Annotated in this window: 23 protein-coding genes and 1 pseudogene; 9 read left to right on the top strand and 15 right to left on the bottom strand. The window is 71.2% G+C overall.

The features are described 5' to 3' along the window. Positions 1 to 75 precede the first annotated feature (75 nt). From ACGFYN_RS02350 to mgt, 4 genes and pseudogenes are all read left to right on the top strand, one after another. The gene (locus ACGFYN_RS02350; protein WP_393863828.1) at positions 76 to 984 is read left to right on the top strand and encodes a carbohydrate ABC transporter permease; all 909 of its coding nucleotides are present in this window, start codon (positions 76 to 78) and stop codon (positions 982 to 984) included. After that, positions 981 to 1,814: a carbohydrate ABC transporter permease gene (locus ACGFYN_RS02345; protein WP_393863827.1), complete on the top strand. Its 834-nt coding sequence runs from the start codon at positions 981 to 983 to the stop codon at positions 1,812 to 1,814. Before ACGFYN_RS02350 ends, ACGFYN_RS02345 begins: the two co-directional genes overlap by 4 nt. Next, on the top strand, positions 1,814 to 3,100 hold the full coding sequence (locus ACGFYN_RS02340; RefSeq protein ID WP_393863826.1) for an ABC transporter substrate-binding protein: 1,287 nt from the start codon (positions 1,814 to 1,816) through the stop codon (positions 3,098 to 3,100). Before ACGFYN_RS02345 ends, ACGFYN_RS02340 begins: the two co-directional genes overlap by 1 nt. A gap of 142 nt (positions 3,101 to 3,242) precedes the next feature. Then, a pseudogene (gene mgt / locus ACGFYN_RS02335) lies at positions 3,243 to 4,500 on the top strand (macrolide-inactivating glycosyltransferase). 52 nt (positions 4,501 to 4,552) lie between these two features. On the opposite strand, the gene ACGFYN_RS02330 reads toward mgt, so the two are convergent. Beyond that, on the bottom strand, positions 4,553 to 6,814 hold the full coding sequence (locus ACGFYN_RS02330) for an MMPL family transporter (RefSeq protein WP_393863825.1): 2,262 nt from the start codon (positions 6,812 to 6,814) through the stop codon (positions 4,553 to 4,555). A 396-nt stretch (positions 6,815 to 7,210) separates the two neighbouring features. Here ACGFYN_RS02330 and ACGFYN_RS02325 point away from each other — a divergent pair, with 396 nt between their 5' ends. The 5 genes from ACGFYN_RS02325 (at position 7,211) to ACGFYN_RS02305 (ending at position 12,890) form a co-directional block, all read left to right on the top strand. Beyond that, positions 7,211 to 7,756: a DUF1697 domain-containing protein gene (locus ACGFYN_RS02325; protein ID WP_393863824.1), complete on the top strand. Its 546-nt coding sequence runs from the start codon at positions 7,211 to 7,213 to the stop codon at positions 7,754 to 7,756. Between the two features lie 72 nt (positions 7,757 to 7,828). Further along, positions 7,829 to 8,869: a ketopantoate reductase family protein gene (locus ACGFYN_RS02320; RefSeq protein WP_393863823.1), complete on the top strand. Its 1,041-nt coding sequence runs from the start codon at positions 7,829 to 7,831 to the stop codon at positions 8,867 to 8,869. Positions 8,870 to 8,894: 25 nt separating this feature from the next. Beyond that, the gene (locus ACGFYN_RS02315; protein WP_393863822.1) at positions 8,895 to 9,488 is read left to right on the top strand and encodes a TIGR03086 family metal-binding protein; all 594 of its coding nucleotides are present in this window, start codon (positions 8,895 to 8,897) and stop codon (positions 9,486 to 9,488) included. Positions 9,489 to 9,543: 55 nt separating this feature from the next. Beyond that, the gene (locus ACGFYN_RS02310) at positions 9,544 to 10,161 is read left to right on the top strand and encodes a DsbA family protein (RefSeq protein WP_393863821.1); all 618 of its coding nucleotides are present in this window, start codon (positions 9,544 to 9,546) and stop codon (positions 10,159 to 10,161) included. A gap of 428 nt (positions 10,162 to 10,589) precedes the next feature. After that, complete coding sequence (locus ACGFYN_RS02305; protein WP_393863820.1) at positions 10,590 to 12,890, top strand: fibronectin type III domain-containing protein; 2,301 nt, start codon at positions 10,590 to 10,592, stop codon at positions 12,888 to 12,890. Here ACGFYN_RS02305 and ACGFYN_RS02300 read toward each other — a convergent pair. From ACGFYN_RS02300 to ACGFYN_RS02235, 14 genes are all read right to left on the bottom strand, one after another. Beyond that, positions 12,868 to 13,686: a sirohydrochlorin chelatase gene (locus ACGFYN_RS02300; RefSeq protein ID WP_393863819.1), complete on the bottom strand. Its 819-nt coding sequence runs from the start codon at positions 13,684 to 13,686 to the stop codon at positions 12,868 to 12,870. The two genes, ACGFYN_RS02305 and ACGFYN_RS02300, sit on opposite strands and share 23 nt — an antisense overlap. A gap of 5 nt (positions 13,687 to 13,691) precedes the next feature. After that, the gene (locus tag ACGFYN_RS02295; protein ID WP_393863818.1) at positions 13,692 to 14,576 is read right to left on the bottom strand and encodes an ABC transporter permease; all 885 of its coding nucleotides are present in this window, start codon (positions 14,574 to 14,576) and stop codon (positions 13,692 to 13,694) included. Next, a complete protein-coding gene (locus tag ACGFYN_RS02290) occupies positions 14,563 to 15,348 on the bottom strand; it encodes an ABC transporter ATP-binding protein (RefSeq protein WP_393863817.1) in 786 nt (261 codons plus the stop codon). The genes ACGFYN_RS02295 and ACGFYN_RS02290 overlap by 14 nt, the downstream gene beginning before the upstream one ends. A gap of 35 nt (positions 15,349 to 15,383) precedes the next feature. Beyond that, on the bottom strand, positions 15,384 to 16,487 hold the full coding sequence (locus tag ACGFYN_RS02285; RefSeq protein WP_393863816.1) for an aliphatic sulfonate ABC transporter substrate-binding protein: 1,104 nt from the start codon (positions 16,485 to 16,487) through the stop codon (positions 15,384 to 15,386). 219 nt (positions 16,488 to 16,706) lie between these two features. After that, a complete protein-coding gene (locus ACGFYN_RS02280; RefSeq protein ID WP_393863815.1) occupies positions 16,707 to 18,041 on the bottom strand; it encodes a sulfate adenylyltransferase subunit 1 in 1,335 nt (444 codons plus the stop codon). Positions 18,042 to 18,043: 2 nt separating this feature from the next. Beyond that, complete coding sequence (gene cysD / locus ACGFYN_RS02275; RefSeq protein ID WP_393863814.1) at positions 18,044 to 18,979, bottom strand: sulfate adenylyltransferase subunit CysD; 936 nt, start codon at positions 18,977 to 18,979, stop codon at positions 18,044 to 18,046. Beyond that, entirely contained in the window at positions 18,976 to 19,545 is a 570-nt protein-coding gene (gene cysC, locus ACGFYN_RS02270) for an adenylyl-sulfate kinase (RefSeq protein ID WP_393863813.1), read from the bottom strand. The genes cysD and cysC overlap by 4 nt, the downstream gene beginning before the upstream one ends. Positions 19,546 to 19,547: 2 nt before the next feature. Then, positions 19,548 to 20,258: a phosphoadenylyl-sulfate reductase gene (locus ACGFYN_RS02265; protein ID WP_393863812.1), complete on the bottom strand. Its 711-nt coding sequence runs from the start codon at positions 20,256 to 20,258 to the stop codon at positions 19,548 to 19,550. Further along, a complete protein-coding gene (locus tag ACGFYN_RS02260) occupies positions 20,255 to 20,434 on the bottom strand; it encodes a hypothetical protein (protein ID WP_384256866.1) in 180 nt (59 codons plus the stop codon). The genes ACGFYN_RS02265 and ACGFYN_RS02260 overlap by 4 nt, the downstream gene beginning before the upstream one ends. Further along, a complete protein-coding gene (locus ACGFYN_RS02255; RefSeq protein ID WP_393863811.1) occupies positions 20,431 to 22,131 on the bottom strand; it encodes a nitrite/sulfite reductase in 1,701 nt (566 codons plus the stop codon). Before ACGFYN_RS02255 ends, ACGFYN_RS02260 begins: the two co-directional genes overlap by 4 nt. Before the next feature lie 128 nt (positions 22,132 to 22,259). Continuing rightward, positions 22,260 to 22,343, bottom strand: coding sequence for a putative leader peptide (locus ACGFYN_RS02250; protein WP_309486338.1), 84 nt, complete (start codon positions 22,341 to 22,343; stop codon positions 22,260 to 22,262). Positions 22,344 to 22,470: 127 nt separating this feature from the next. Then, on the bottom strand, positions 22,471 to 23,043 hold the full coding sequence (locus ACGFYN_RS02245; protein ID WP_393863810.1) for a GNAT family N-acetyltransferase: 573 nt from the start codon (positions 23,041 to 23,043) through the stop codon (positions 22,471 to 22,473). A gap of 17 nt (positions 23,044 to 23,060) precedes the next feature. Continuing rightward, positions 23,061 to 24,329, bottom strand: coding sequence for a hypothetical protein (locus ACGFYN_RS02240; protein ID WP_393863809.1), 1,269 nt, complete (start codon positions 24,327 to 24,329; stop codon positions 23,061 to 23,063). 210 nt (positions 24,330 to 24,539) lie between these two features. After that, positions 24,540 to 25,829 (bottom strand): GAF domain-containing protein, encoded by a 1,290-nt coding sequence (locus ACGFYN_RS02235; protein ID WP_393863808.1) that lies wholly within the window; start codon positions 25,827 to 25,829, stop codon positions 24,540 to 24,542. Between the last annotated feature and the right edge of the window lie 208 nt (positions 25,830 to 26,037).

Below are 26,037 nucleotides of genomic sequence, written 5' to 3'. Positions count from 1 at the left end.
ACATTGCCCTCACGACCATGACCGGGCCCGGCCGTGCCGAACGACCCGGCCGCGCCGTACAGAGAGGGAGATGCCGTGGCGGCAGTGACCCAGGCGGTGAGACCGGCGCGGCGCTCCACCGACCGCGGCGCCTGGTTCCTCGTCCTCCCCGCGCTGATCCCCATCCTCGTACTGAGCGTCGGACCGCTGCTCTACGGCGTCCTGCTGGCCTTCACCGACGCCCAGTCGGGCCGGACCCAGGCCACGCGGTGGATCAGCGGACTCAACTTCCAGGACCTGCTGCACGACACGCTGTTCTGGGAGTCGTTCCGCATCGGGCTGGTGTGGGCGGTCGGCGTGACCGTGCCGCAGTTCCTGCTGGCGCTCGGCCTCGCGCTGCTGCTCAACGAGGACCTGCGGCTGAGATGGGTGGCCCGCGCCCTGGCGATCATCCCGTGGGCCATGCCCGAAGTGGTCGTGGGCGTCATGTGGCGGCTGGTCTACAACCCGGACGCGGGCGTCCTCAACGAGACCCTGCACGATCTCGGCCTCGGCGGCGGCCACGACTGGCTCGCGGGGCTCGCGACCGCGCTGCCCGCGGTGATCGTCGTCGGTGTCTGGGCCGGGATGCCGCAGACCACGGTCGCGCTGCTCGCCGGACTGCAGAACACCCCGCGCGAACTGCACGAGGCGGCCGCCGTCGACGGGGCCGGCGCCTGGCGCCGCTTCCGCACGGTCACCTGGCCCGCGCTGCGGCCGGTCGCCCTCGCCATCACCGCCCTCAACCTGATCTGGAACTTCAACTCCTTCGCCCTGGTCTACGTGCTCACCAGCGGCGGACCCGGCGGCCGTACCCGGCTGCCCATGCTCTTCGCCTACGAAGAAGCCTTCCGCTACGGCCAGTTCGGGTACGCGGCGGCGATGGGATGCGTGATGGTGGCCGTCGTCGCGGTGCTGCTGGCCCTCTTCCTGGTCGGCCGGCTGAGCGGAGGCGACGACGCATGAGAGCCAGGACCCGCACCCGCGCAGGCCAGTACGCGGCGCTGCTCGCGTATCTCGTCTTCCTCGCCTTCCCCCTGCTCTGGCTGCTGTCCACCGCCTTCAAGTCCCCCCGCGAGCTGGGCAGTCTGCATCCCACCTGGATCCCCCGGAACCCCACGCTCGACAACTTCCGGCAGGCCTTCGACGAGCAGCCCCTGCTGCACGCCGCGCTCAACTCCCTGCTCGCCGCGGCCGGGGCGGCCGTCGTCGCCGTGGTGATCGCGACCCCGCTCGCCTACGTCATGGCCCGCCGCCGTACCGCGCTGACCCGGGCCGCCACCGGCTGGGTGGTGGTCAGCCAGGCCTTCCCGCTGGTCCTGGTGATCATCCCGCTGTTCCTGGTGCTGAAGAACCTGCGCCTGATCGACTCGCTGCTCGGGCTGACGCTGGTGTACGTGGTGTGGGCGCTGCCGTTCGCGCTGTGGATGCTGGCCGGATACGTCCGTGCCGTGCCGGCCGAGATCGAGGAGGCGGCCGCCGTCGACGGCGCCGGGCGGGCGCGGACGCTGGTGTCGGTGGTGGCGCCGCTGCTCGCGCCGGGGATCGCGGCGACGGGACTGTTCGCCTTCGTCACCGCGTGGAACGAGTTCTTCTTCGCGCTGGTCCTGCTGAAGACCCCGGAGAAACAGACCCTGCCGGTCGTCCTCACCCACTTCATCGGCGCGGAGGGAGTGGCGGACCTCGGCCCGCTGGCGGCGGCCGCGTTCCTCGCGACCCTGCCCTCCCTGGTCGTCTTCGCCCTCATCCAGCGGCGGATCACCGGCGGCATGCTCACCGGGGCGGTGAAGAACTGATGCGCACCAGGACGGTCTACGTGCTCGCCCTCGCGCTCACCCTGCTGCTGGCCGGCTGTACGAGCGGCGGCAGCGGCCCGGCGGGCGGCCGCATCACGTTGCGCTTCCAGTCCCTGGCCTGGCAGCAGGAGTCGGTCGAGGCCAACAAGGAACTGGTGAAGGAGTGGAACGCGAGCCATCCGGACGTCAAGGTCGAGTACGTCCAGGGGAGTTGGGACAGCGTCCACGACCAGCTCCTCACCTCCTTCGAGGGCGGTGAGGCCCCCGACATCATCCACGACGCCTCGGACGACCTCGCGGACTTCGCCTACGGCGGCTATCTCGCCGACCTGACCGGCCTCTTGCCGCCGCGACTGAAGTCCGACATCCCGCAGCGGAGTTGGGAGACGGCGACCTTCGGTGACGGCGTCTACGGCGTGCCCTTCCTCCAGGAGCCGCGGGTGCTCATCGCCAACTCCGCCTGGCTGAAGAAGGCGGGCGTACGCATCCCGACACCCGAACAGCCGTGGTCCTGGGATGAGTTCAGGACGGTGACGAAACGGCTGAGCGGCCAGGGGAGGTACGGCGTGGCCTGGCCGCTCAAGGAGCCCGTCTCCGCCACGCTCAACCTCTCCCTGTCGGCGGGCGGGGAACTGTTCCACCGTGGCGCGGACGGCAAGGTGACCATCCGCTTCGGGGCCGCCGACCAGGTGGTGCCGCGCACGATCCACGCCCAGGCGAACACCGATCACAGCGCCTCGCCCACGACCCTCGGCAGCGGCGGCTCCGACACCCTGCCCGGCTTCTTCGCCGGCAGGTACGCGATGGTTCCGCTCGGCTTCTCCTACCGCCAGCAGATCGCGCAGCAGGCCCCCAAGGGCTTCCGGTGGCAGGTGCTGCCGGCCCCGGCCGGCGCCGACGGGCTCACCCAGGGCGTCAGTCCGCAGACCCTGTCCGTCGCCGAGGACAGCCCGCACAAGAAGGAGGCCGCCGAGTTCGTCGCCTTCCTGCTGCGGCCCAGGAACATGGTGCGGCTCGCGCTGGGGGACTGGATGCTGCCGACCGGTACCCGGGCTCTCGCGGACCCGGCCCTGCACACCTCCGAGGACGGCTGGGCGACCGGCACCGCCCTCGCCACCCACCTCCGCTCCGCGCCCGCGCAGTCCGTCCGCGGCTACCCCGAGTGGAAGGACAAGGTGGCGACACCCGCCTTCCAGGAGTACTACAGCGGAGCCATCGGGACCCAGGAGCTGCGCAGACGGCTGGAGAAGGACGGCAACCTGGTGCTCGCGCGGTACCAGCGCTGAGCCGACCGGGCGTGGCCCGGGCGAAGACCCGTTGCCCCGCGAACGGCCCACCCGCCTGGCGTCCCGTCCGTGGCAGCTTTCGACGCGATGGCGCCGGGGGCATGAGGCAACCGGTTCACACGCGGCTCCTCCCGTATTTCGTTTGCACGAGACGTATCGTCTCGCCTACGGTCGATCTCATGACCAGCCGAGCCCCCGGGACCCGACCCGCACACATCGCGATGTTCTCCGTCGCCGCCCACGGCCATGTGAACCCCAGTCTCGAGGTGATCCGCGAGCTAGTCGCCCGCGGGCACCGGGTGACGTACGCGATCCCGCCGGTGTTCGCGGAGAAGGTCGCCGGGACCGGCGCCGAACCGAGGTTGTGGAACTCCACCCTGCCCGGGCCCGACGCCGACCCCGAGGCCTGGGGCAGCACGCTGCTGGACCACGTCGAGCCGTTCCTGGCCGACGCGATCCAGGCGCTGCCGCGGCTCGCCGAGGCGTACGAGGGGGACGAGCCGGACCTCGTCCTGCACGACATCACGTCGTACCCGGCCCGCGTCCTCGCCCACCGCTGGGGCGTGCCCGCGGTCTCGCTGTCGCCGAACCTCGTCGCCTGGGAGGGCTACGAGGAGGAGGTCGCCGAGCCGATGTGGGCGGGCCCGAAGCGGACTGCGCGCGGACAGGCGTACTACGCCCGTTTCGAGAGCTGGCTGCGGGAGAACGGGATCACCCAGCACCCCGATCCCTTCGCAGGCCGTCCCGGCCGCTCGCTCGTCCTGATCCCGAGGGCGATGCAGCCGAACGCCGACCGGGTCGACGAAAGCGTCCACACCTTCGTCGGCGCCTGTCAGGGCGACCGTTCCGCGGAGGGCGACTGGCAGCGCCCGGCGGGCGCCGAGAAGGTCGTGCTCGTCTCCCTCGGGTCGGCCTTCACCAAGCAGCCGGGGTTCTACCGCGAGTGCGTGCGGGCCTTCGGCGAGCTGCCGGACTGGCACCTCGTGCTCCAGATCGGCAGGCATGTGGACCCGGCCGAGCTGGGCGCCGTACCGGACAATGTCGAAGTGCGGTCCTGGGTCCCGCAGTTGGCGATCCTCAAGCAGGCCGACCTGTTCGTCACGCACGCCGGGGCAGGCGGCAGCCAGGAGGGCCTGGGCACGGCCACCCCGATGATCGCCGTACCGCAGGCCGTGGACCAGTTCGGCAACGCCGACATGCTGGTGGGCCTCGGGGTGGCACGCCGCGTCGACACGGAGGAGGCGAGTGCCGGGGTGCTGCGCGAGGCGGCCCTCTCGCTCGTCGGCGATCCCGAGGTCGCCCGGCGACTCAAGGACATCCAGGCCGGGATGGCTCAGGAGGGCGGCACGCGACGGGCGGCCGACCTCATCGAGGCCGAACTGCCCGCGCACCGGGCATGAGTGAGGGCCCGTTGGCTCCCCGGTGGCCAACGGGCCCTCGTTCAAGGAGGGTTCACACCCTCAGCGGCTCGCCCTCGTCGTCCCGCGCCGTGGGCGCCACCACGGCGTCCGCGGCCTCGTCGTGCGTCAGGTCCGGCAGCCGGTGCAGCCACTTCGGCAGGTACCAGTTGCGCTCGCCGAGCAGCGCCATCACGGCCGGGAGCAGCACGCCCCGGATGATCGTCGCGTCGATGAGCACCGCGGCCGCGAGGCCCACGCCCATCTGCTTCATGGACTGCATCGACAGCGTGCCGAAGATCGCGAACACGGCCACCATGATGACCGCGGCGCTGGTGACGACACCGGCCGTGGTGACCACACCGTGCTGGATCGCGTCCCGCGTCGTACGGCCCCGCATCCGTGCCTCACGGATCCGCGAGACCACGAACACGTGGTAGTCCATGCTCAGCCCGAACAGGATCACGAACAGGAACAGCGGCAGCCAGGTGATGATCGCGCCGACGCCCTCCGCACCCACCAGGGACGCTCCCCAGCCGTGCTGGAAGACGGCGACGAGGATGCCGTACGCGGCGCCCACCGACAGCAGGTTGAGCACGATCGAGGTGATCGCCACCGTCAGCGAGCGGAACGACAGCAGCATCAGCGCGAAGGCGAAGACCACGACGAACGCGAAGACCGGGACGACGGCGCCGCCGAGCTGGTCGTTGAAGTCGTGCGAGCCGGCCACCTGCCCGGTGATCGGCGCCTGGACCCCGCCCAGCTTGCCCAGGGTCGCGGGCCGCACCTCGTCGCGCAGCTTCTCCAGGCTCGCGCCCGCCTTGTCCAGGTCGGAGCCGCCGACCAGCGGGACGTAGACGTAGGCGATGTTCTGCGCGTCGTGCAGCTTGATCTCGACCGGGCCGCGCGAGGCGCCCGAACTGATCGCCCGCGCCTTGAAGTCCGCGAGCGCGGACTTCACCTCGGGGGCGTTGACGTCCTTCGCCTTGACGACCACCTCGGCCGGTTCGGAGCCGCCCGGGAAGGCGTCGTTGACGCGGTTGTACGTCTGCACGATCGGCAGCGAGTTCCCGAACTCCTGGTCCAGCGTGAGGTTCTGGGTCTTCATGCCGACCGCGGGGGCCGCGATGGCGAGCAGTGCGCCGGCCGCGACCAGTACCGACACCAGCGGCTTCGCGAGCACGCCGCGCAGGACGGCGGTCCAGAACCGGCTCTCCCCGCCCGTACGGGCGGCCCGGCGCTCCATGGCCTTGGCCAGGAAGGGGACCTTGCCCTTCTCGACCCGCGCGCCCAGCAGCGAGAGCAGGGCGGGCAGCACCGTCACGGAGCCGACCATGGCGACCGCGACGACCATCAGGGAGGCCAGGCCCATGCCCTGGAACGTGGCGAGCCCGGTGAGCAGCATGCCCGCCATCGCCACGCAGACCGTGATGCCCGAGACGATGATCGCGCGACCACTGGTGGCCGCCGCGATCTGCAGCGCGGTCTGTGCGTCACGTCCCGCGGCCCGCTCCTCGCGCTCGCGGCGCAGGTAGAACAGGCAGTAGTCGACGCCCACGGCCAGACCGACCAGCAGCATCACGGAGTTGGCGGTGTCGGTCATCGGCTGGATGTGGCTGACGATGCCCATCAGGCCCATCGTCGCCATGATCGCGGTGATCGCCAGAGCTACCGGCAGCAGCGCGGCCACCAGGGCACCGAAGGCGATGAGCAGGATGCCGAGGGCCACCGGCACCGCCGAGAGCTCGGCCTTCTGGAAGTCGTCCCCGAACGCGTCGTCGAACGTCTTCTGCATGCTCGCGCTGCCGATCTCCTCGATCCGCAGCGTCCGGTGGTCCTTCTGCACCCCGTCGACGGCCTTCAGCACGGGCGCCACGCGGTCGCCCGCGGTCTCGGCGTCGCCGCGCATGTCGAACTGCACCAGCGCGCTGCGCCCGTCCTTGGAGATCGTCTGCGTGATGTACGGCGACTTCACGTCCGTGACCTTGCCGGTCGCGTCGACGGCCTTCAGGACGGCGCCGACGGCCGTCTTGAACTCGGCGTCCGTGGCCTTGAGTTCGCCGTCCTTGGCCTGGATCAGGACCGTCTCACCGGCCGGCTCCTTGATCCCCGCGTCGTCGATGATGCTCGCCGCGGTGTGCGTCTCGCCCTTGAGCTGGTCGCTCTCCTTGAGGTCGACCCGGCCCGCGGCCGACCCGAGTCCCATCGCCAGAACCACGAACAGCACCCAGATGCCGACGGCAGCCCATCGGTGCCGGGCGCTCCAGCCGCCGGCCCGCGCGGCCATGCCCCGCACCCGTGAATCTCCGTTCCCCATGACGGGCTTGCCCCCTTGTGTACGGTGACAGCCCCCTGCCGCCACCTTTCGTTTCGAAGGTATGGCCGGCATAAGCGCATCTCGTCGTACTGCCCGGTGAAGTGCCGCGGCCGGAACTCATCCGCTCGGACCCGGCGGCCTCACCGCTGGGGAGGACCACGGCCCCTTACATCTATCCGGGCTACCCGAAAGTAATGATCAGGGTGGCGGGGTCGTGTCCGGTCCGTCGGCATCGCTCCTCTTTGTGATTACAAAACCTTGTTGAACAAGTCACAGCTGCGTGTAGGTGTTGCTCCGGACCCGGTCGGTCGGCCAGAGTTTCGCGCAGTCCGCCTGTGCGGACACGGCCGTCGTGCCCGCCCCCACGGGGCACGACGGCCGTTTTAGGGTGTGCCCATGACGACGTATGCGGCGCTGCTGCGCGGGATCAACGTGGGCGGGAAGAAGAAGCTCCCGATGGCCGAGCTGCGGCAGCTGATGGACGGCCTCGGTCACGACGGCGTACGGACCCACCTGCAGAGCGGCCAGGCCGTCTTCACCTCAGGGCACGGCGACGAGGAGTCCCTGGCGGCCGAGCTGGCGGACGCGATCGAGAAGCACTTCGGCTTCTCCGTGGACGTGATCGTCCGCGACCACGCCTACCTCGAGGCCGTCGCCGCGGCCTGTCCCTTCCCGGCCGCCGAGCTGGAGGCCAAGCAGCTGCACGTCACCTACTTCTCCGCGCCGGTCGACGCGGCGCGCTTCGCGGAGATCGACCGTGAGGCGTACCTGCCCGAGGAATTCCGGCTCGGCGAAAGGGAGTTGTACCTCTACGCCCCGGACGGACTCGGCCGCTCCAAGCTCGCCGAGCACCTGGCGAAGCCCCGTATCAACAAGGGCGTGATCGCGACCACCCGCAACTGGAACACCGTGGTGAAGCTGGTCGAGCTCACGGCGGAGTGACCGGGCGGACTCACCGGGCGCAGTGGCCAGGGGCGAGGCCGGCCGCGCGCACGCGTGTGCGAGGCTCGTCCCATGCGCTACATCATCATCGGGGCAGGCGCCGTCGGCGGCGCGATCGGCGGGCGGCTCGCGGGTGCGGGACACGAGGTCGTACTGGTCGCGCGGGGCGCGCACCTGGCCGCGCTGCGCGACGGCGGGCTGCGGCTGAAGGTGCCGGACGGCGAGTACACCCACCGGCTGCCGGCCGTCGAAGGACCGGACGAGCTGGGCGAGTTGAGGGCCGACGACGTACTCGTCCTCGCCGTGAAGACCCAGGACACCGTGGGCGCGCTGCAGGTGTGGGGCCCGGCACCGGTCGCGGGCGGCGGCACCGCGGCGGAGCGGCTGGCGCTGTTCTGCGCGCAGAACGGGGTGGAGGGCCAGCGGCTCGCCCTGCGGGTCTTCCGGCATGTGTACGGCGTCTGCGTCTGGCTGCCGGCCACCTTCGTCGAACCGGGCGCCGTCTCCGCCGCCGGTGCCCCGCTCACCGGCATGCTGCACGTGGGCCGCCACCCGCACGGCACCGACGAGACCACCCGCCTGGTCGCCGCCGACCTGGAGAAGGCGCACTTCGAGGCGCCGGTGGCCGCCGACGTGGCGCGCTGGCAGTACGCCAAGCTGCTGTCCAACCTGGGCAACGCCCTGGAGGCCGTCGCCGGGCCGATCGCCCGCGACGACGCCGGCGCGCTGTACGCGCGCGTGCGGGCCGAGGGGGAGGCCGTGCTCGACGCCGCCGGGATCGCGTACGCGAGCGTCGAGGAGCAGCAGGCGGTACGCGGCCGCAAGGTCGACCTGGTGCCGCTCGACGGCGCTCCGCGCGGCGGCGGCTCCTCCTGGCAGTCCCTCAGCCGCGGCACCGGCACCATCGAGGCCGACTACCTCAACGGCGAGATCGCCCTGCTGGGCCGCCTGCACGGCGTACCGACACCGCTCAACGACCTGCTCCAGCAGCTCGCCAACACCTTCGCGCGCGAACGCCGGGAGCCCGGCTCGATGCCGATCGAGCAGCTCGTCCGCCTCGCCGACCAGGCGGCGCAGGCGGCCGGGCCTGTCGCGTTTGTTCAAGAGTCCTGAGCGGGGTCTTTCTAGCGTGGGGTGCATGACGTACGACGACCCGAAGCAACTGCACCCGTTCATGAGCGAATGTGCCGCCGAGGCGGCGCGCGTGGCGCGCGGCGTCCCGGCGGACCGGCTCGGCGAGCCCACCCACTGCACCGACTGGGACGTGCGCGCCCTGGTCAACCACTGGGTCCTCTACACCTCCTACGGCCTTGAGCACCGCGCCCTGCGCAAGCAGCTCCCCGAGGAGCTGACCGCCCGCGACTTCACCGCCGACCCCGACTGGGCCACGGCCTACGCCGCCCAGCTGGACCGCGCGGTGGCGGCCTGGGCCGACCCGGCCGTGTGGGAGGGCGAGGTCGATCTCGGCATGGCGAAGGTCCCGGCCCTCGACATCGCCTCGATGGTGGTCAAGGAGACGGCCGTGCACGGCTGGGACGTCGCCACCGCCACCGGCCAGCGGTTCCACGTCTCGGACGACGCGGCCCGTTTCGTCCTCGACGTGGTCGAGAAACACGGCGACCTCTACCGGCAGTACGACGGCTTCGCCGCCCCGGTGCCCGTGCCGGACGACGCCCCCGTGTTCGACCGAGCGCTCGCCTCCAGCGGACGGGACCCGAAATTGGGTCACTGAAATGGCCAACTAATGGGCCAGTGCATTGCACCATTGTGCGGCTAGCGTTGACGCCATGACGAGCACCGAGCCCACCCGCGTCGACTTCTGGTTCGACCCCGCCTGCCCCTTCGCCTGGATCACCTCCCGCTGGCTGCTGGAGGTCGAGCGCGCACGCCCGCTCGACCTCCGCTTCCACGCGATGAGCCTCTACCTGCACAACATCGGCAATGAACTCCCGGAGTGGTACCGGGAGTTGGTCGACAAGTCGATCGGCCCGGTGCGGGTCGCCGTGGCCGCCGCCGAACGGCACGGCGAGAAGGTCCTGCGCGAGCTGTACACCGCGTTCGGCACCCGTATCCACGAGCAGAAGGCCGACGACTTCGACGCCGTGGTGGCCGCCTCCCTCGCCGAGCTGGACCTCCCGGCCGATCTGGCGGCCGCCGCCCACGACCAGTCGTACGACGAGGCCGTACGCCGCAGCCACGAGACGGGCGTGGAACCCGAGTCCGGCGGCTATGTGGGCACACCCACCATCCATGTCGACGGGACGGTGTGGTTCGGCCCGGTGCTGCGGGCCATCCCCCGAGGCGCCCGCGCGGCCGAGCTCTTCGACAGCTTCCGGACGCTGGCCACCTGCCCGGACTTCTTCGAACTCAAGCGCACCCGAACGGGATCACTTGCTTTTGATTGATCGGACGAATGTTCCCGCTCCTTGAAGGTTCAGGCCATTTTCCGTCGCATTCATTGACCTGAGCACCTAAGTGCTCCTACCTTTCCCGGCGTTGGGTTCAGGCTGATCCCACGGGAGGGGTACATGCCACGCACCGAAGAGCCGCCGTCGTCACCCTCGTCACCGCCGTTCTCGCCCTCGGCGTCCCGGCCCTCGCGTCCCCGGCGCAGGCCGAGTCGTCCGACCTCTACGTCTCGCCCGCGGGCGACGACCACGCCGACGGCAGCGCGCGGCATCCCGTCCGCACCCTGCAACACGCCCGCGACCTGGTCCGGGCCCGGGCAGGCGACCTCACGTCCGACCTCACGGTCCATCTCGCCTCCGGCACCTACCGCCAGTCCGGTCCGCTCGTCCTCGACGCCCGTGACTCCGGCACGAACGGCCACCGGGTGGTCTGGCAGGGCACCGGCACGACGGTCGTCAGCGGCGGCCGCCAGGTCGTGGGCTGGCGCCAGGTCCCGGGCCGCAGGGGCCTGTGGTCCGCGCCCGCGCCCCAAGGGCTCACCGACACACGGCAGTTGTACGTCGACGGCGTGCGCGCCCAGCGCGCCAGCGGAACCGTGCCCGTCCAACTGACCCAGACGGCAACCGGATACACCGCCTCGTCCGACACCATCGCCCGTTGGAAGCACCCCTCGGACGCCGAGTTCGTCTACACCAGCGGCGAGGCGCTGTGGAACGTCGAGCGGAACGGCCTCGGCCAGTGGACCGAGCCGCGCTGCCGCATCGCCTCCGCCGAGGGCACCACGATCACGATGGCCCAGCCCTGCTGGGACAACTCCAACAAGCGGGTCGAGTTCCCCGACATCCCCGGCCGCACGGTCAGCATGGTGGGCCCGGGGCATCTCACGAACGACGGCAAGGCGTCGTACGTCGAGAACGCCTACGAACTCCTCGACCAGCCCGGTGAGTGGTATCTCGACCGAAGCGCGCACCGGGTCTACTACCTGCCCCGCAAGGGCGAGGACCTCGACCGCGCCGACGTCGAGGCCGCGGCGGCCGAGAAGCTGGTCGACGGCCGGGGCACGGCGGACGCGCCCGTCCACGACATCGCCTTCCGCGGTGTCCGGTTCAGCTACGCGACCTGGCTGACGCCGAACAGCGCGGAGGGATTCTCCGAGATCCAGGCCGGCTACACCATCACCGGCGACAAGGGCTGGGCCACGCAGGGCCTGTGCCAGTACGTCGAGGGCGGCACCTGCCCGTTCGCGTCCTGGACGAAGATGCCCGGCAACCTGACCTTCGCCCACGCGCAGCGCATCGAGTTCGCCGACGACGTCTTCGCCCATCTCGGCGCGTCGGGACTGGAGTTGGGAGCCGGAAGCAAGGACGCATCCGTCCGCGGCAGCATCTTCACCGACATCTCCGGCAACGGGCTGGAGATCGGGGGAGTGGACGGCCGGACCCCCGCCTCCGGCGTGCAGGTGACGGACAATCACCTCTACGGCCTGCCCCGCGAGTACCACGGCGGCGTCGCCGTCCTCAACGGCTACACCCAGAACGACACCATCGCCCACAACCAGATCGACCACGTCGGCTACTCCGCGATCTCGATGGGCTGGGGCGGCTGGCCCGACAAGATCGGCGACCCGGCGACGCCGAACCCGAGCCACGACAACACCGTCCGCTCCAACCTCATCTCGGACTACATGCAGATGCTCGACGACGGCGGCGGCATCTACACCCAGGGCCTGACCGGCACCTCCATGACCGACGGCGAGAAGGTCACCGGCAACGTCGTCCACGACCAGTGGGGTCTCGGCAAGAGCGTCTACACCGACAACGGCTGCACGTACGAGACCGTCGACGGCAACGTCCTCTACCGCGCCTCCTACGCCAACGTCGCCTCCCGGCACACCGATTACCGCGACGGCCTCGGCAACAACGACCCGACCCTCGTCAAGGACAACTGGTGGGAGGAGGGCACGGCCGACGGCGACAGCAAGGGGCTGGTGACGACGGGCAACAAGATCATGGCGTCCCCCTCCGACGTACCGCCGCAGATCCTGGCCGACGCCGGACTCGAGCCCGCGTACCGGTCCCTGCTCGACCGCAGCGTCGGCGCGCGCTCCGTGCCCGAGGCGCCGTCCCGCGTCGGCACCGGCACCGCGGGCCCGGACGCGCTGTACGTCACCTTCAACCCGACCTTCGCGGACGGCGGTTCGCCGGTGCGGTCGTACACGGCGAGGGCGTACGACACGACGGGCAGGCAGGTCGGCCGGCAGAGCGTGTCGGCGGCCGACTTCAAGCGCACGGCACTGGTGCGGATCGGCGGACTGCCGGCGGCCGGCGGCCCGTTCACCGTGACGGTCACCGCGAGCAACGACGTCGGCGCCGGCGCTCCGTCCCTCGCCTCACCCGCGCTGACACCCACGACGGTCACCGCCCTGCCGGGCGCACCCACGAGTCCCAAACTGCGCACGGCGTCCACGGCGGCCACTCTCGCCTGGACCCCGCCCACCGCGACGGGCGACGCGAAGATCGTCGCCTACCGGATCACCGTCTCCGACGGCCGCGCCCCCATCGACGTCACCGGCCGGGACGTCCTGGTCACCCAGCCCTCCGCCAAGGGCATGTTCCGGGTGATCGGAGATCTGAAGCCGGCGACGTCCTACACGGTGACGGTCGCCGCGGTGACGGCGGCCGGCACAGGTCCGACCGCCACGGTCAAGGCAACGACCATGCCGTAGGCCTGGACAAGAGGCGCGGGGAAGTGCGCGACCAGCCACGACGGTGCCGCACACGATCGACCGCCCACGCCGTGCCGCATGCCGCGTCGTACCGCCGCAGCAGCACCCGCGCCACCTCGGGCGCCGGACCGAGCACGTCGGCGAGCACGTCGGCGCCCGCCTCGCCCGCGCCCCGCGCGATCCGGTCCGGCAGAAAGCCCGGCGCCAGTACGTACGGGGCGACGGCGACCCGCTCGCAGCCGAGGGCGCGCAGCTCGCGCACCGCGTCCTCGGTGCGGGGGAGAGATGCGGAGGCGAACGCAGGCCGCACGGCGCACCAACCGGTGTGCCGCCACTCCCGCGCGATTTCTGCGATCACTGCGATCGCCTCCGGGTCGGAGGACCCCGCCGAGGCCAGCACGACCCCGGTCGAGGACTTGTCGGCGGGGGTCAGCCCCGCCTCGTGGAGACGTCGTTCGAGGGCGGACAGGAGGAGCGGCGAGGGGCCCAGCACCTCCGCCTGGCGGATGCGCAGCTGCGGCGGCGCGTCCCGCAGGACCGCCGGGATGTCCGCCTTCGCGTGGAAGGCGCGCGTCAAAAGCAGGGGGAGGGCCACGACGTCACGGACACCCTCCGCCGCCAGCGACTCCAGCACCCCGCTCACGGACGGGATGTCGAAGTCCAGGAAGCCGGTCTCCACCCGCAGCCCCGGCCGCAGCGACCGTACCCGGCGCACCAGGGCGTGGACGGTCGCGGCGTGCCGCGGGTCGCGGCTGCCGTGGGCGATGACGAGCAGGACGGGCTTCACAGGACGCATGGCGATCAGCTCTTCACCAGCAGGCCGCGGCTGCGCAGCACCCACCGCTCCAGCGGACTGAAGATCAGCAGGTCGATGGCGATGCCGACGAACAGGATCAGCAGGATGGCCTCGAACACCATGGCCATGTCGCTCGCGGTGCGGGCGTTCTCCAGCAACTGGCCGAGGCCCACGCCCAGATCGGGGAAGCTCGCGATGATCTCCGCCGCCATCAGCGAGCGCCACGAGAAGGCCCAGCCCTGCTTCATACCGGCCACATAGCCCGGCAGCGCTGCGGGCAGTGTGACGTGCCAGGTGCCCCTGAGACCGGTCGCGCCCATCGTGCGGCCCGCGCGCAGGAACAGCGGCGGCACCTGGTCGACGCCGGACACCAGGCCGTTGGCGATGGAGGGCACCGCGCCGAGCAGGATCACCGCGTACATCATCGAGTTGTTCAGGCCCAGCCAGATCACGGCGGGCGGCACCCAGGCCACCGACGGCAGCGACTGCAGGCCGGACAGGATCGGGCCGATGGCCGCGCGCACGAACTTCACCCGGGCCACCACCAGCCCCAGCGGGGTGCCGATGAGCAGGGCGAAGCAGAAGCCGAGCAGGCCGCGCGAGACGCTGGTCCAGATGTAGCCGAGCAGCGTGCCCTCGAGCCACGACCGGTGGACGGCCTGCCACACGGCGCCCGGCGACGGCAGCTTGGTCGGGTCGTCCGCGATCCTGAAGGTGATCAGTCCCTGCCAGACCACCAGGACCACGACGACCGCGGTGAGCGGCGGGAGGACCTTGGTGACGAGGGTCTGCCGCAGGGACGCCCGGCCGGTGGCCGTGGTCTCCAGCGCGTCGAGACCGGCCTCGACGCTTCCGGCGTCCTGCGCCGGTGTCGTGTCAGTGCTGGCCATGACGGCGGATCTCCCCACGCAGTACATCGGTTATCTCGAGGGACAGTTCGGCCACCGGCGCGTCCTCGATACGGCGCGGCTGCGGAATGCCGACCGTCCACTCCCGGGCGATGCGGCCCGGGCGGGAGGAGAGCAGGACGACCCGCTGGGCCAGCCGTACCGCCTCGCGCACGTTGTGCGTCACGAACAGGACGGAGAGGCCGGTCTCGGCCCAGATGCGGGTCAGTTCGTCGTGCAGGACGTCCCGGGTGATGGCGTCCAGCGCCGCGAACGGCTCGTCCATCAGCAGCAGCCGGCTGTCCTGGGCGAGCGCGCGGGCCAGCGCGACACGCTGGCGCATACCGCCCGACAGCTCGTGCACGCGCTTGCCGTACGCGCCCTGCAGCCGGACCAGTTCGAGCAGCTCCTCGGCCCTGCCGCGCCGCTCCGGCTTCGCGACTCCCGCGAACTTGAGCGCGAGTTCGATGTTCTTGCCCGCGGTCAGCCACGGGAACAGGGCGTGCTCCTGGAACATCAGGGCCGGGCGCCCGTCGGTGGTGATGCCGCCGGCGCTCGGCCGGTCCAGGCCCGCCACCAGGTTCAGCAGCGTGGACTTGCCGCAGCCCGAGGCACCCAGGAGGGTGACGAACTCGCCCGGTGCGACATCGATGCTGATGTCGTCCAGTACCAGCTGCTGCCCACCCGGAGTGGCGAAGGACTTCGAGACATGCTCAAGTCGTGCCGCGTACTCGACCGACTCGGCGGCCTTGGCGGGAATCGTGGTCGTGGCCATGGTCGTCACCTCCTGGGAACTCGTCGGGTGCTGCGTCAGCTCGTGCCGAGACCGGCGTCGTCGACCGTGGGCCGGCCCGCGGCCCTGAGGACCTTGTTCAGCGGCGCGAGGTCGTAGATGCCCTTGAGGTCGGGCTTGTCCAGCAGTCCGGCCGTGACCGCGTGCTCCGCCTCGGTGCCGAGGGTCGGGGCCAGCGGGTCGTCGGTGAACCGGATGGACTTCCAGGCCGGGTCGAGGACGTCGGCCGGCAGCCCCTTGCCGGAGTCCTCCGCCAGCTGCTTGTTCGCGGCTGCCTTGGCCTCGTCCGGGTTCGCGTTGATCCACCTGTTGGTCTCGACGGAGGCCTTCAGCACGGCCTCGACGGCCTTCGGGTGCTGCTTGAGGAACTTCTGCGACACGACGATGTTCGTGATCACGAACTTCTTGTCCGGCCACAGCGACGACTCGTCGAGGAGCACCTTGCCGCCCTCGGCGACCAGCTTCGACGCGGTCGGCTCCGGCACCCAGGCACCGTCGACGGAACCGGACCTGTACGCGTCCGGGGTGATCTTGTTGTCCGTACGGACGACCGTGACGTCACCCTTTCCGCTCTGCGGGTCGACCTTCCAGCCCTTCTCCGCCGCCCAGTTGAGGAACGCCACGTCCTGCGTGTTGCCGAGCTGCGGCGTGGCGATCTTCTTGCCCTTGACGTCGTCCAGGGACTTGATCTTCTTCGGGTTGACGACGAGCTTCACCCCGCCGGACGCCGAACCGCCGATGATCCGCAGGTTCTTGCCGCCCGACTTGGTGTAGCCGTTGACGGCGGGGGAGGGGCCGATCCAGCCGATGTCGATTGAGCCCGAGTTGAGGGCCTCGATCTCGGAGGGCCCGGCGTTGAAGACGGCGGGCCTGACGAGGGTGGCGCCGAGCTCCTTCTGGAAGAAGCCCTTCTCCGTCCCCACCAGCGCGGTCGCATGGGTCAGATTCCCGAAGTACCCGATCCTGACCGAGTCCAGACCCTCGACCCTCCTGGCTCCGGCGGGGACCTTCGCGGTGTCGTCGGTCCTGGCCTGCGAGCCGTAGCCGCAGGCGGCCAGGGCCAGCAGCGGCAGCGCGGCCAGGACCGCGAGGCTGCGGCGCGGGGCGGTTGTTGCAGGCACGGGAGGTGTTCCTCTCGGAGGCCCGGGTCACGGCCTCTCAGGTCGTGGCCGGGACGTCGGCAGGTTGCGTCTACGGCGGCGGGGGGTGAGGGCGCGCATGCGGTGCGCGTACGTCAGCGCACACATCGCGGCACCCCGCCCTGCCCGCTGCCGAGGTCGCCGCTGCCGATGCGGCCGCCCTCCTTCGCGAACGTGGAGAAGTAGTCGGTGGAGTTCATGTCAGAAGTCCCACCCGTCGTCGTCGCCGTCGTCCTTGACGGGCTCGGGGGAGGCGAACGACTCGCCGACCATGCCGGCGGTGAGCGTGGTGCCGTCACTGGGGTCGATCAGGATGAAGGAGCCGGTGCGGCGCGAGTCGGCGTAGGAGTCGACCGGCAGCGGCTCGGCGGTGCGGATCTTCACCCGGCCGATGTCGTTGGCGATGAGCTGTCCCGGGTGCGGGTGCAGGGACAGGTCCGACAGCGTGAGCCGGGACGGGATGTCCTTGACGATCGCCTTGACCGTGCGGGTGCCGTGCTTGAGCAGCACCCGGTGGCCGACGGTCAGGGCGGCGTCGGCCACGTGGCAGACGGTCGCCTCGATGTCCTGCGTGGTCGCCGGGGCGTCCTTGCTGGGCACGATCAGGTCGCCGCGCGAGATGTCGATGTCGTCCTCCAGCAGGAGGGTCACCGACTGGGTGGTCCAGGCGACGTCGACCGGCTCGCCGAGCAGGTCGATGGCGGCGATCCGCGAGGCACGGCCGGACGGCAGCACCGTAACGGGCTCGCCCACGTGGAACGAGCCGGCGGCGATCTGGCCCGCGTAGCCCCGGTAGTCGGGGTGCTCGGCGGTCTGCGGCCGGATCACGACCTGCACGGGCAGCCGCGCGTGGCAGTGGCTCAGGTCGTGGCTGACCGGGACCGTCTCCAGGTGCTCCAGGACGGTCGGGCCGCCGTACCAGTCCATGTTGGCGGAGGGCTCCACCACGTTGTCACCGGCGAGCGCGGAGATCGGGATGGCGGTGACCTCGGGGACGCCCAGCTCGGTCGCGTACGCCGTGAACTCCTCGGCGATCGCGGCGAAGACGGGCTCCTTGTAGTCGACCAGGTCCATCTTGTTGACGGCCAGCACCACGTGCGGCACCCGGAGCAGGGCCGCGATCGCGGCATGCCGGCGCGTCTGCTCGACCACGCCGTTGCGCGCGTCGACGAGGATCACCGTCAGTTCGGCGGTGGAGGCGCCGGTGACCATGTTGCGGGTGTACTGCACATGGCCGGGGGTGTCGGCGAGGATGAATCGCCGCTTGGGTGTGGCGAAGTAGCGGTAGGCCACGTCGATGGTGATGCCCTGTTCGCGTTCGGCGCGCAGGCCGTCGGTGAGCAGTGCGAGGTCGGGGGCCTCCTGGCCGCGGTTGCGGGAGGCGTGCTCCACGGCCTCCAGCTGGTCGGTGAGGACCGACTTGGAGTCGTGCAGCAGCCGGCCCACCAGGGTCGACTTGCCGTCGTCGACGGAGCCGGCCGTGGCGAACCGCAGCAGGGTGGTGGCCGAGAGCTCCTCGGTCGTGATCGTGCTCATGCTTAGAAGTACCCCTCGCGCTTGCGGTCTTCCATCGCGGCCTCGGAGAGCTTGTCGTCGGCGCGCGTGGCGCCGCGCTCGGTCAGCCGGGAGGCGGCGATCTCGGTGATGACCTGCTCCAGGGTCACCGCGTCGGAGTCGACGGCGCCGGTGCAGGACATGTCGCCGACGGTGCGGTAGCGCACCTGCCGCTTCTCGACGTTCTCGTCGTCCTTGGGCCCGCCCCACTCGCCGGCGGTCAGCCACATCCCGCCGCGCTTGAACACCTCGCGCTCGTGCGCGAAGTAGATCTGCGGCAGCTCGATGCCCTCGCGGGCGATGTACTGCCACACGTCCAGCTCGGTCCAGTTGGACAGCGGGAACACCCGGACGTGCTCGCCGGGGGCGTGCCGGCCGTTGTACAGGTTCCACAGCTCGGGGCGCTGGCGGCGCGGGTCCCACTGCGAGAACTCGTCCCGGAGGCTGAACACCCGCTCCTTGGCCCGGGCCTTCTCCTCGTCGCGCCGTCCGCCGCCGAAGACCGCGTCGAACTTCTCCGCCTGGATCTTCTCCGTCAGCGGCAGCGTCTGCAGCGGGTTGCGGGTGCCGTCCGAGCGCTCCTTGAGCACACCCCGGTCGATGTAGTCCTGCACCGACGCGACGTGCAGCCGCAGTCCGTGCTGCTCCACCACGCGGTCGCGGTACTCCAGGACCTCGGGGAAGTTGTGCCCGGTGTCCACGTGCAGCAGCGAGAAGGGAACCGGCGCCGGGGCGAAGGCCTTCAGCGCCAGGTGCAGCATGAGGATGGAGTCCTTGCCGCCGGAGAAGAGGATCACCGGCCGCTCGAACTCACCCGCCACCTCACGGAAGATGTGCACCGCCTCGGACTCCAGCGCGTCCAGGTGCGAGAGGGCGTACGGGGCGCCCGTGCCCTCCTCGACTGTGGCGACGGTCGTCATGCCAGTCCCCTTTCGGTGAGCAGCGCGTGGACCGCTGCCGCGGACTCCTGGACGGTCTGGTGCTGCGACTCGATGCGCAGGTCGGGCGACTCGGGCGTCTCGTAGGGGTCGTCGACCCCGGTCAGCCCGCTCAGCTCGCCCGCGGCCTGCTTGGCGTAGAGGCCCTTCACGTCACGTACGGAGCACACCTCGACCGGAGTCGCGACATGCACCTCGAGATACGGCGCCCCGCTCTTCTGGTGGCGCCCCCGCACGGCCTCGCGGCTGTCGGTGTAGGGCGCGATCACCGGGACGAGCGCCTTGACGCCGTTGCGGGCGAGCAGTTCGGCGAGGAAGCCGATGCGCTGCACGTTGGTGTGCCGGTCCTCGCGGGTGAAGCCGAGTCCCGCCGAGATGAACTCGCGGATCTCGTCGCCGTCGAGCACCTCGACGAGGTGGCCCTCCTCGCGCAGCCGGCCCGCCAGCTCGTACGCGATGGTGGTCTTGCCTGCGCTCGGCAGACCCGTGAGCCAGACGGTGGCTCCGGTCGTCACGTGCGTCTCCTGATTCGTCGATGTCACAGTCATGGTCAGCCGTGCAGCCCGCACTCGGTCTTGCCCCGCCCGGCCCAGCGGCCGGCCCGCGCGTCCTCGCCCTCCAGCACCCGGCGGGTGCAGGGGGCGCAGCCGACGGACGGGTAGCCGTCCATCAGCAACGGGTTGGTCAGGACGCCGTGTTCGGCGACGTACGCGTCCACGTCCTCCTGGCTCCAGCGGGCGATCGGCGAGATCTTGACCTTCTGCCGCTTCTCGTCCCAGCCGACGACCGGGGTGTTCGCCCGGGTCGGGGACTCGTCGCGGCGCAGACCGGTCGCCCAGGCCACGTACTTCTTCAGGCCCTGCTCCAGCGGCTGGACCTTGCGCAGCTTGCAGCACAGGTCGGGGTCGCGGTCGTGCAGCCTGGGGCCGTACTCCGCGTCCTGCTCGGCGACTGTCTGACGGGGCGTCAGCGTGATGACGTTGACGTCCATCACGGCCTCGACCGCGTCACGGGTACCGATGGTCTCCGGGAAGTGGTAGCCGGTGTCGAGGAACACGACGTCCACGCCGGGCATGGCCCGGGAGGCGAGGTGGGCGACCACCGCGTCCTCCATGGACGAGGTCACGCAGAAGCGCTTGCCGAAGGTGCCGGCCGCCCACCGGAGGATCTCCAGCGCGGAGGCGTCCTCCAGGTCGCGGCCCGCCTGCTCGGCGAGCGCCTTCAGATCCTCGGTCGTCTGCTCTTCCGTCACCGTGGTCATGTCTCGTCTCCCCCTGCTTCGGAGTGCTGCAGGCCCCGGGCGAGCAGCCCGAGGAACTTCAGCTGAAAAGCCCGGTTGCACGCCGCGCATTCCCATGCGCCATGGCCCTGTTCGCCGGGACGGAGGTCCTCGTCGCCGCAGTAGGGGCAGTAGAAGGGGGCGGCGCGCTCGCTCACGACAGTGCCTCCTCAGAAGCGCGCGCAGTCCACGCGGCGAACCGCTCACCGTCCTCGCGCTCGGCCTGGAACCGCTTGAGGACGCGCTCGATGTAGTCGGGCAGCTCGTCCGAAGTCACCTTCAGGCCACGGACCTTGCGGCCGAACCCGGCCTCCAGGCCGAGCGCGCCGCCCAGGTGCACCTGGTAGCCCTCGACCTGCTCGCCGTTCCCGTCGAGGACCAACTGGCCCTTGAGACCGATGTCCGCGACCTGGATACGGGCGCAGGCGTTCGGGCAGCCGTTGAGGTTGATGGTGAGCGGCTCGTCGAACTCCGGGAGGCGGCGCTCCAGTTCGTCGATGAGCTGCGAGCCGCGCTGCTTGGTCTCGACGATGGCGAGCTTGCAGAACTCGATGCCGGTGCAGGCCATGGTGCCGCGCCGGAAGGTGGAGGGCCGGGCGGTGAGGTCCAGCGCCTCCAGCTCGTCCACGAGCGACTCGACCTGGTCCTGCTCGACGTCGAGGATGATCATCTTCTGCTCGACGGTGGTGCGCACCCGGCCCGAGCCGTGCGCCTCCGCGAGGTCGGCGACCTTCGTCAGGGTGGCGCCGTCGACGCGTCCCACGCGCGGGGCGAAGCCGACGTAGAACCGGCCGTCCTGCTGCCGGTGCACGCCGATGTGGTCGCGCCACTGCTGGACCGGCTGCTCGGGGGCCGGGCCGTCGAGCAGCTTGCGGCCGCCGAGGTACTCGTCCTGGAGCACCTGGCGGAACTTCTCCGCGCCCCAGTCGGCGACGAGGAACTTCAGCCGGGCGCGGTTGCGCAGCCGGCGGTAGCCGTAGTCACGGAAGATCGAGATGACGCCCTCGTAGACGTCCGGCACCTCGTCGATCGGCACCCAGGCGCCGAGCCGCACACCCAGCTTGGGGTTGGTGGACAGGCCGCCGCCGACCCAGACGTCGAAGCCGGGGCCGTGCTCCGGGTGCCGCACGCCGACGAACGCGACGTCGTTGATCTCGTGCACCACGTCCAGCACCGGCGAGCCCGAGATGGCCGTCTTGAACTTCCGCGGGAGGTTCGAGTACGCCTTGTTGTTCAGGACCCGGCGCTTCATCTCCTCGAGCGCCGGCGTGCCGTCGATGATCTCGTCCTCGGCGATGCCCGCCACCGGGGAGCCGATCATGACGCGCGGGGTGTCGCCGCAGGCGGTGACCGTCGACAGGCCCACGCCCTCCAGGCGGTTCCAGATCGTCGGGACGTCCTCGATGCGGATCCAGTGGTACTGGACGTTCTGCCGGTCGGTGATGTCCGCGGTGCCGCGCGCGAACTCCTGCGAGACCTCGCCGATGACGCGCAGCTGCTGCGTGGTCAGCGCACCGCCGTCGATGCGGACGCGCAGCATGAAGTACTCGTCGTCCAGCTCCTCCGGCTCCAGGACCGCGGTCTTGCCGCCGTCGATGCCGGGCTTGCGCTGGGTGTACAGCCCCCACCAGCGCATCCGCCCGCGCAGGTCACCGGGGTCGATCGAGTCGAAGCCGCGCTTGGAGTAGATCGTCTCAATGCGTGTCCGCACATTGAGACCGTCGTCGTCCTTCTTGGTCTGCTCGTTGCCGTTGAGCGGGGTGAAGTGTCCCGCGGCCCACTGGCCCTCGCCGCGGTGACGGCTCACCTTGCGGCGGGGAGTCGCGGCGGCAGGCTTCGGCGGGGTGGCGGCCATGGTTGATACGTCCTTCGGGACAGGCGGGAATGCGGCTCTGACCTGCGCGCGCGGGCGCAGGGGCAGACATGCGCGTCATTGCGCAGGAGAAAGGGGGAAAGTCAGGAGATGCCGGGCGTGCTGTGCTGTCAGCTCGCCGGACAGATGGCGCTGGACATGCGGCCGAGGTCGACGTGCCGCCGACTCACCAAGGCAATTCCAGTTCCAGACATGACGGAAGCGTGGCACGGCAATCTGGACACAGTCCAGCTTCGTCCACGATGCGGACATCCTTGTCCCGGAATGTGAGACAAGGGTGTCGTCGATCACATTGGCTGCGACCGGTCTTGTCCACGCAGGTCAGACCGGGTAGGCGCCGGGCCACGGGCCGGGCGCGGGCACCTCGCGCTGCTCCTCGACCTTGGTGTCGAAGAGCTTGAAGCCCCGGCGCCGATAGTTGTCCATGGCGTGCTCGCCGTCCAGGCTGCAGGTGTGCACCCAGACCCGCTTCGTCGGCGTCCGCTCCGGCCGGCGCCCGGCGAGGTCCCAGGCGCGGGCGGTTCCGTAGGACAGCAGGTACCCGCCGATGCGGCGGCCCCGGAAGGCCGGGATCAGCCCGAAGTAGGCGATCTCCACGACCCCGTCGTCCTGCGCGTCGAGCTCGATGTACCCCGCGGGCGTGCCCCGGTCGTAGGCGACCCAGGTCTCCGTGCCCGGCCGGTCCAGCTGCTCCTGCCACCGCGCGTACGTCCAGCCCAGCCGGTCGATCCAGCGGATGTCGCCGCCGACGGACGCGTACAGGAAGCGGCTGAACTCGGGGGAGGGGACCTCGGAGCGGACGATCCGCACGTCCCCCTCCGGCGCGGCGGCCGGCAGGAGGTCGGCCGGGGCGGTCTGCTCCAGGGACCAGGTGGTCACGGGGATGTTGGTCATGCCCGTCAGGGAATCATCTACCGCAGAGATCTGTCGATCGAGGCCAGCGGCAGCGAGTAGAGCATCCGGCCCGACTGTGACCAGACCTCGCCGCTCTCCGGCGAGTACGACAGCGACCCGGCCCGGCCGGTCCAGCAGTGGTTCGACTCGTCCGCGCCGCACTCGGTGGCCCGCGCCTTGCGGGTGTTCTGCCGCCAGAGGGTGCCGCGGCCGTCCGGGGTGTCCGCCGAGCGCGCCAGGTACCAGTTCGAGCGGTATGACAGGACCCCGCCGACACCGGTCGTCCGCGTCTCGTACGCCTGGGTCGGGACCGCGCGTCCCGCGGCGTCGGTGGCCGGCAGGCCGGCGCGTGCCGGGTTGCCGCTGAAGGCGTAGCGCCACAGCAGGGTGGTCCGCCCGCCGTCCGCCGGCACCCGGTCGCTCGCGACCAGGCTGTCGGGCGCGGTGCTGCGGTCGAGCGAGATCGCCGCCGGGTTCGCGGCCCGCCCGGTGGGCCGGTACGAACCGACCGCGGGCAGCACGTACTTCGCGCCGTACGCCGACCAGCCGCCGGGCACCCGGCCGACCGCGCCGCTGTCCACGGTGGCCCGCTGGATGCGGTGCATGTCGTACACGTACAGGCCGTCGGCGGTGGTGACCAGCAGCTTGCCCTGGTACCAGACCATCCCGGAGACGCGGGAGGCGAGCCCGCGGTAGTCGCGGCCGCCGTCGACCGGGACGGCGAGCGCCGCCCAGGTGTAGGTCGGACGGGCCGGATCGGTGGCGTCGACGAAGGCGACCCGGGCGTGGCCGGCCCGGCCGCTGCCGTGGCTCCAGCCGGAGAGGATCACCCGGTGCTCGCCCCAGTGGCCGTCGTCGTCCGCGTCCGCGGAGGTGGTGACCGCGCCGGCCCGCCAGCCGCGGGTGTCGGCGGCGTCCCAGCAGTACGCGCGCCCGGCCGCCGGGGCGACGGGCAGCGCCGCGCGCTCGGTGGACGGGCAGTCGGCGGCGTCCAGCAGGGAGTGGTCGGCGTCGCCGAGCACGGTGGTGACGCCGACGGGCCGGCCCATCGCGGAGGCGAGCCGGTCGAGCGTGCGCTGCGGCACCGCGCGCTCCTGGAGCCGCAGTCCGGCGGCCGCCCGGTCGGAGGAGGAGAGCGCCTTCAGGGCCCCGGTCCTGTCACTCACCGTGGCCTGCGAGGCGCTGATCATCGTGGCGGCGGCGGTGAGGGCGAGGGCGGTCCCGGCCAGCACGGCGCGCAGCGCTCGGCCCCGCTTCTGCCTGCGATGTCGGCCACGTTGCTTCATATGTCCTCCCGAGGCGAGCCAACTGCGGCCATTGGTCTGTGTGTTGACCAAAGAAGCAGGTGGGGTGGCCCGAAGGGGATGCTACGGCAGTCCGGTGCGGTGGGGGGCGAAGAACCTGCAAATATGCGGAAGATGACCCTGCCGGTGTCACGTAGCGGCGCGCGGCGGTGACGCAGTGTGCGCGGTCGGCGCCTCGGCCGGCCACCGCGCTCAGGGCGTCTCGGCCGGCCCCCGCGCCTGCCGCGCCGCCGGCGCCGTCGACTGCGGCAGCAGGTCACGCGGGTCGGCAGGCAGGTGCAGTTCCACCTCCGAGCCCTCGACGAAGCGGTACGGCCGGTGCTCCAGCAACCCCCCGAGATAGCGCCGCACCCGGGACATCTCCGCGCGCACCGTCACCCGCCGGGCCGGGTCGCCGAACACCGCTTCGGCCAGGCCCGCCGCACTGCACCCGTCGCGGTTCAGCGCGAGCAGATACAGCAACTCGGCGTGCCGGGGGCTCAGTTCGTGGCACCAGGAACCCGCGCTTCCGGACACCGTCACCGACCAGCGGCGCGGCTGCGAAAGGTCCAGCACGATCCGGGTGGCGCCCGGCGGCAACGGCTCGTCCGAGGCCCGGACCAGCCACCCCTCGGCCAGCGGTTCCACCGAGCACAGGCCGAGCGGAGGCAGCCACCGGCGGCCCGCCGACAGGGACTTGGGCAGGGTGACCCGGCCGGTGTACGGCATCCCGGTCACCGCCGCGGTCCAGCCGTCCCGGTCCACCGCCAGGGCCCGGCCGCCCACCCGTGCCAGCACCGGTGCGGCCACCGCCCGCAGCCGCTCCAGCGAGGCCAGATGCAGCTCGCGCAGCCGCGCCTCGGCGAGCTTGGCCACCGAGTCGACCCAGGCGAGGGTGGCCGGGTGCATCGTCTCCAGCGGCCCGCTGACGTCCACGACCCCCAGCAGCCGGCCGTCGCGCGGATCGGTGATCGGCGCGCCGGTACAGGTCCAGGTGGTCTGCGAGCGCACGAAGTGCTCGGAGGCGAAGACCTGCACGGGCCGGCGCACCACCGCGGGAGTGCCGATGCCGTTGGTGCCGACGACGTCCTCCCGCCAGTCCGCGCCGAGTTCGAAGCCCAGCCCGTCGGCCCTGCGCAGCACGGCCGGGCTGCCCTCCCGCCACAGCACCCGGCCGTCCTCGTCGGCGACCACCATGATGTGGTGGGCGACGTCCGCGACCGACAGCAGCCCCTCCCGCAGCACCGGCAGGACGTGCCGCAGCACCGAGGTCTCCCGGCGCCGGCGCACCTCGTCGGCGGAGAGCAGCCCGGAACGGTGGTCGTGGTCGGGGTCGATGCCGCCGCGCAGCATCCGCCCCCAGGACTGCTCGATCACCGGGCGCGGGGCGACCGGCGTGCGCTGCCCCGAGAGCCTGGCGGTGCGCAGCTCGCTCAGTACCCGCGCCGCCCGTGCCGTGTCGACCATGGCGAGTTGCGTCACGTCCGTCGGCGGATGCGCCACTGGTCCTCCCCCAAGAAGGGCTCGGGACAACCGTTTTCCCGTGGCGTTTCGGCGACGGGTTCCCGGGTCGTCCGCACTGTCCGTCTCATACTGCCGTCCGGTGCTGACGGACGGAGACAGTCCAGCCACACACAGCAGCAAGTTGCAACCCCTTGCAACCCTGGTGAACCGCTCCCACTTGTTTGAATATTGAGCGAAGCCGTCCCGA

It is taken from the genome of Streptomyces sp. NPDC048419 (genome assembly GCF_043200415.1).
In the GTDB taxonomy this organism is placed as follows: domain Bacteria; phylum Actinomycetota; class Actinomycetes; order Streptomycetales; family Streptomycetaceae; genus Streptomyces.
This window is presented reverse-complemented; position numbering and strand designations above follow the sequence as displayed.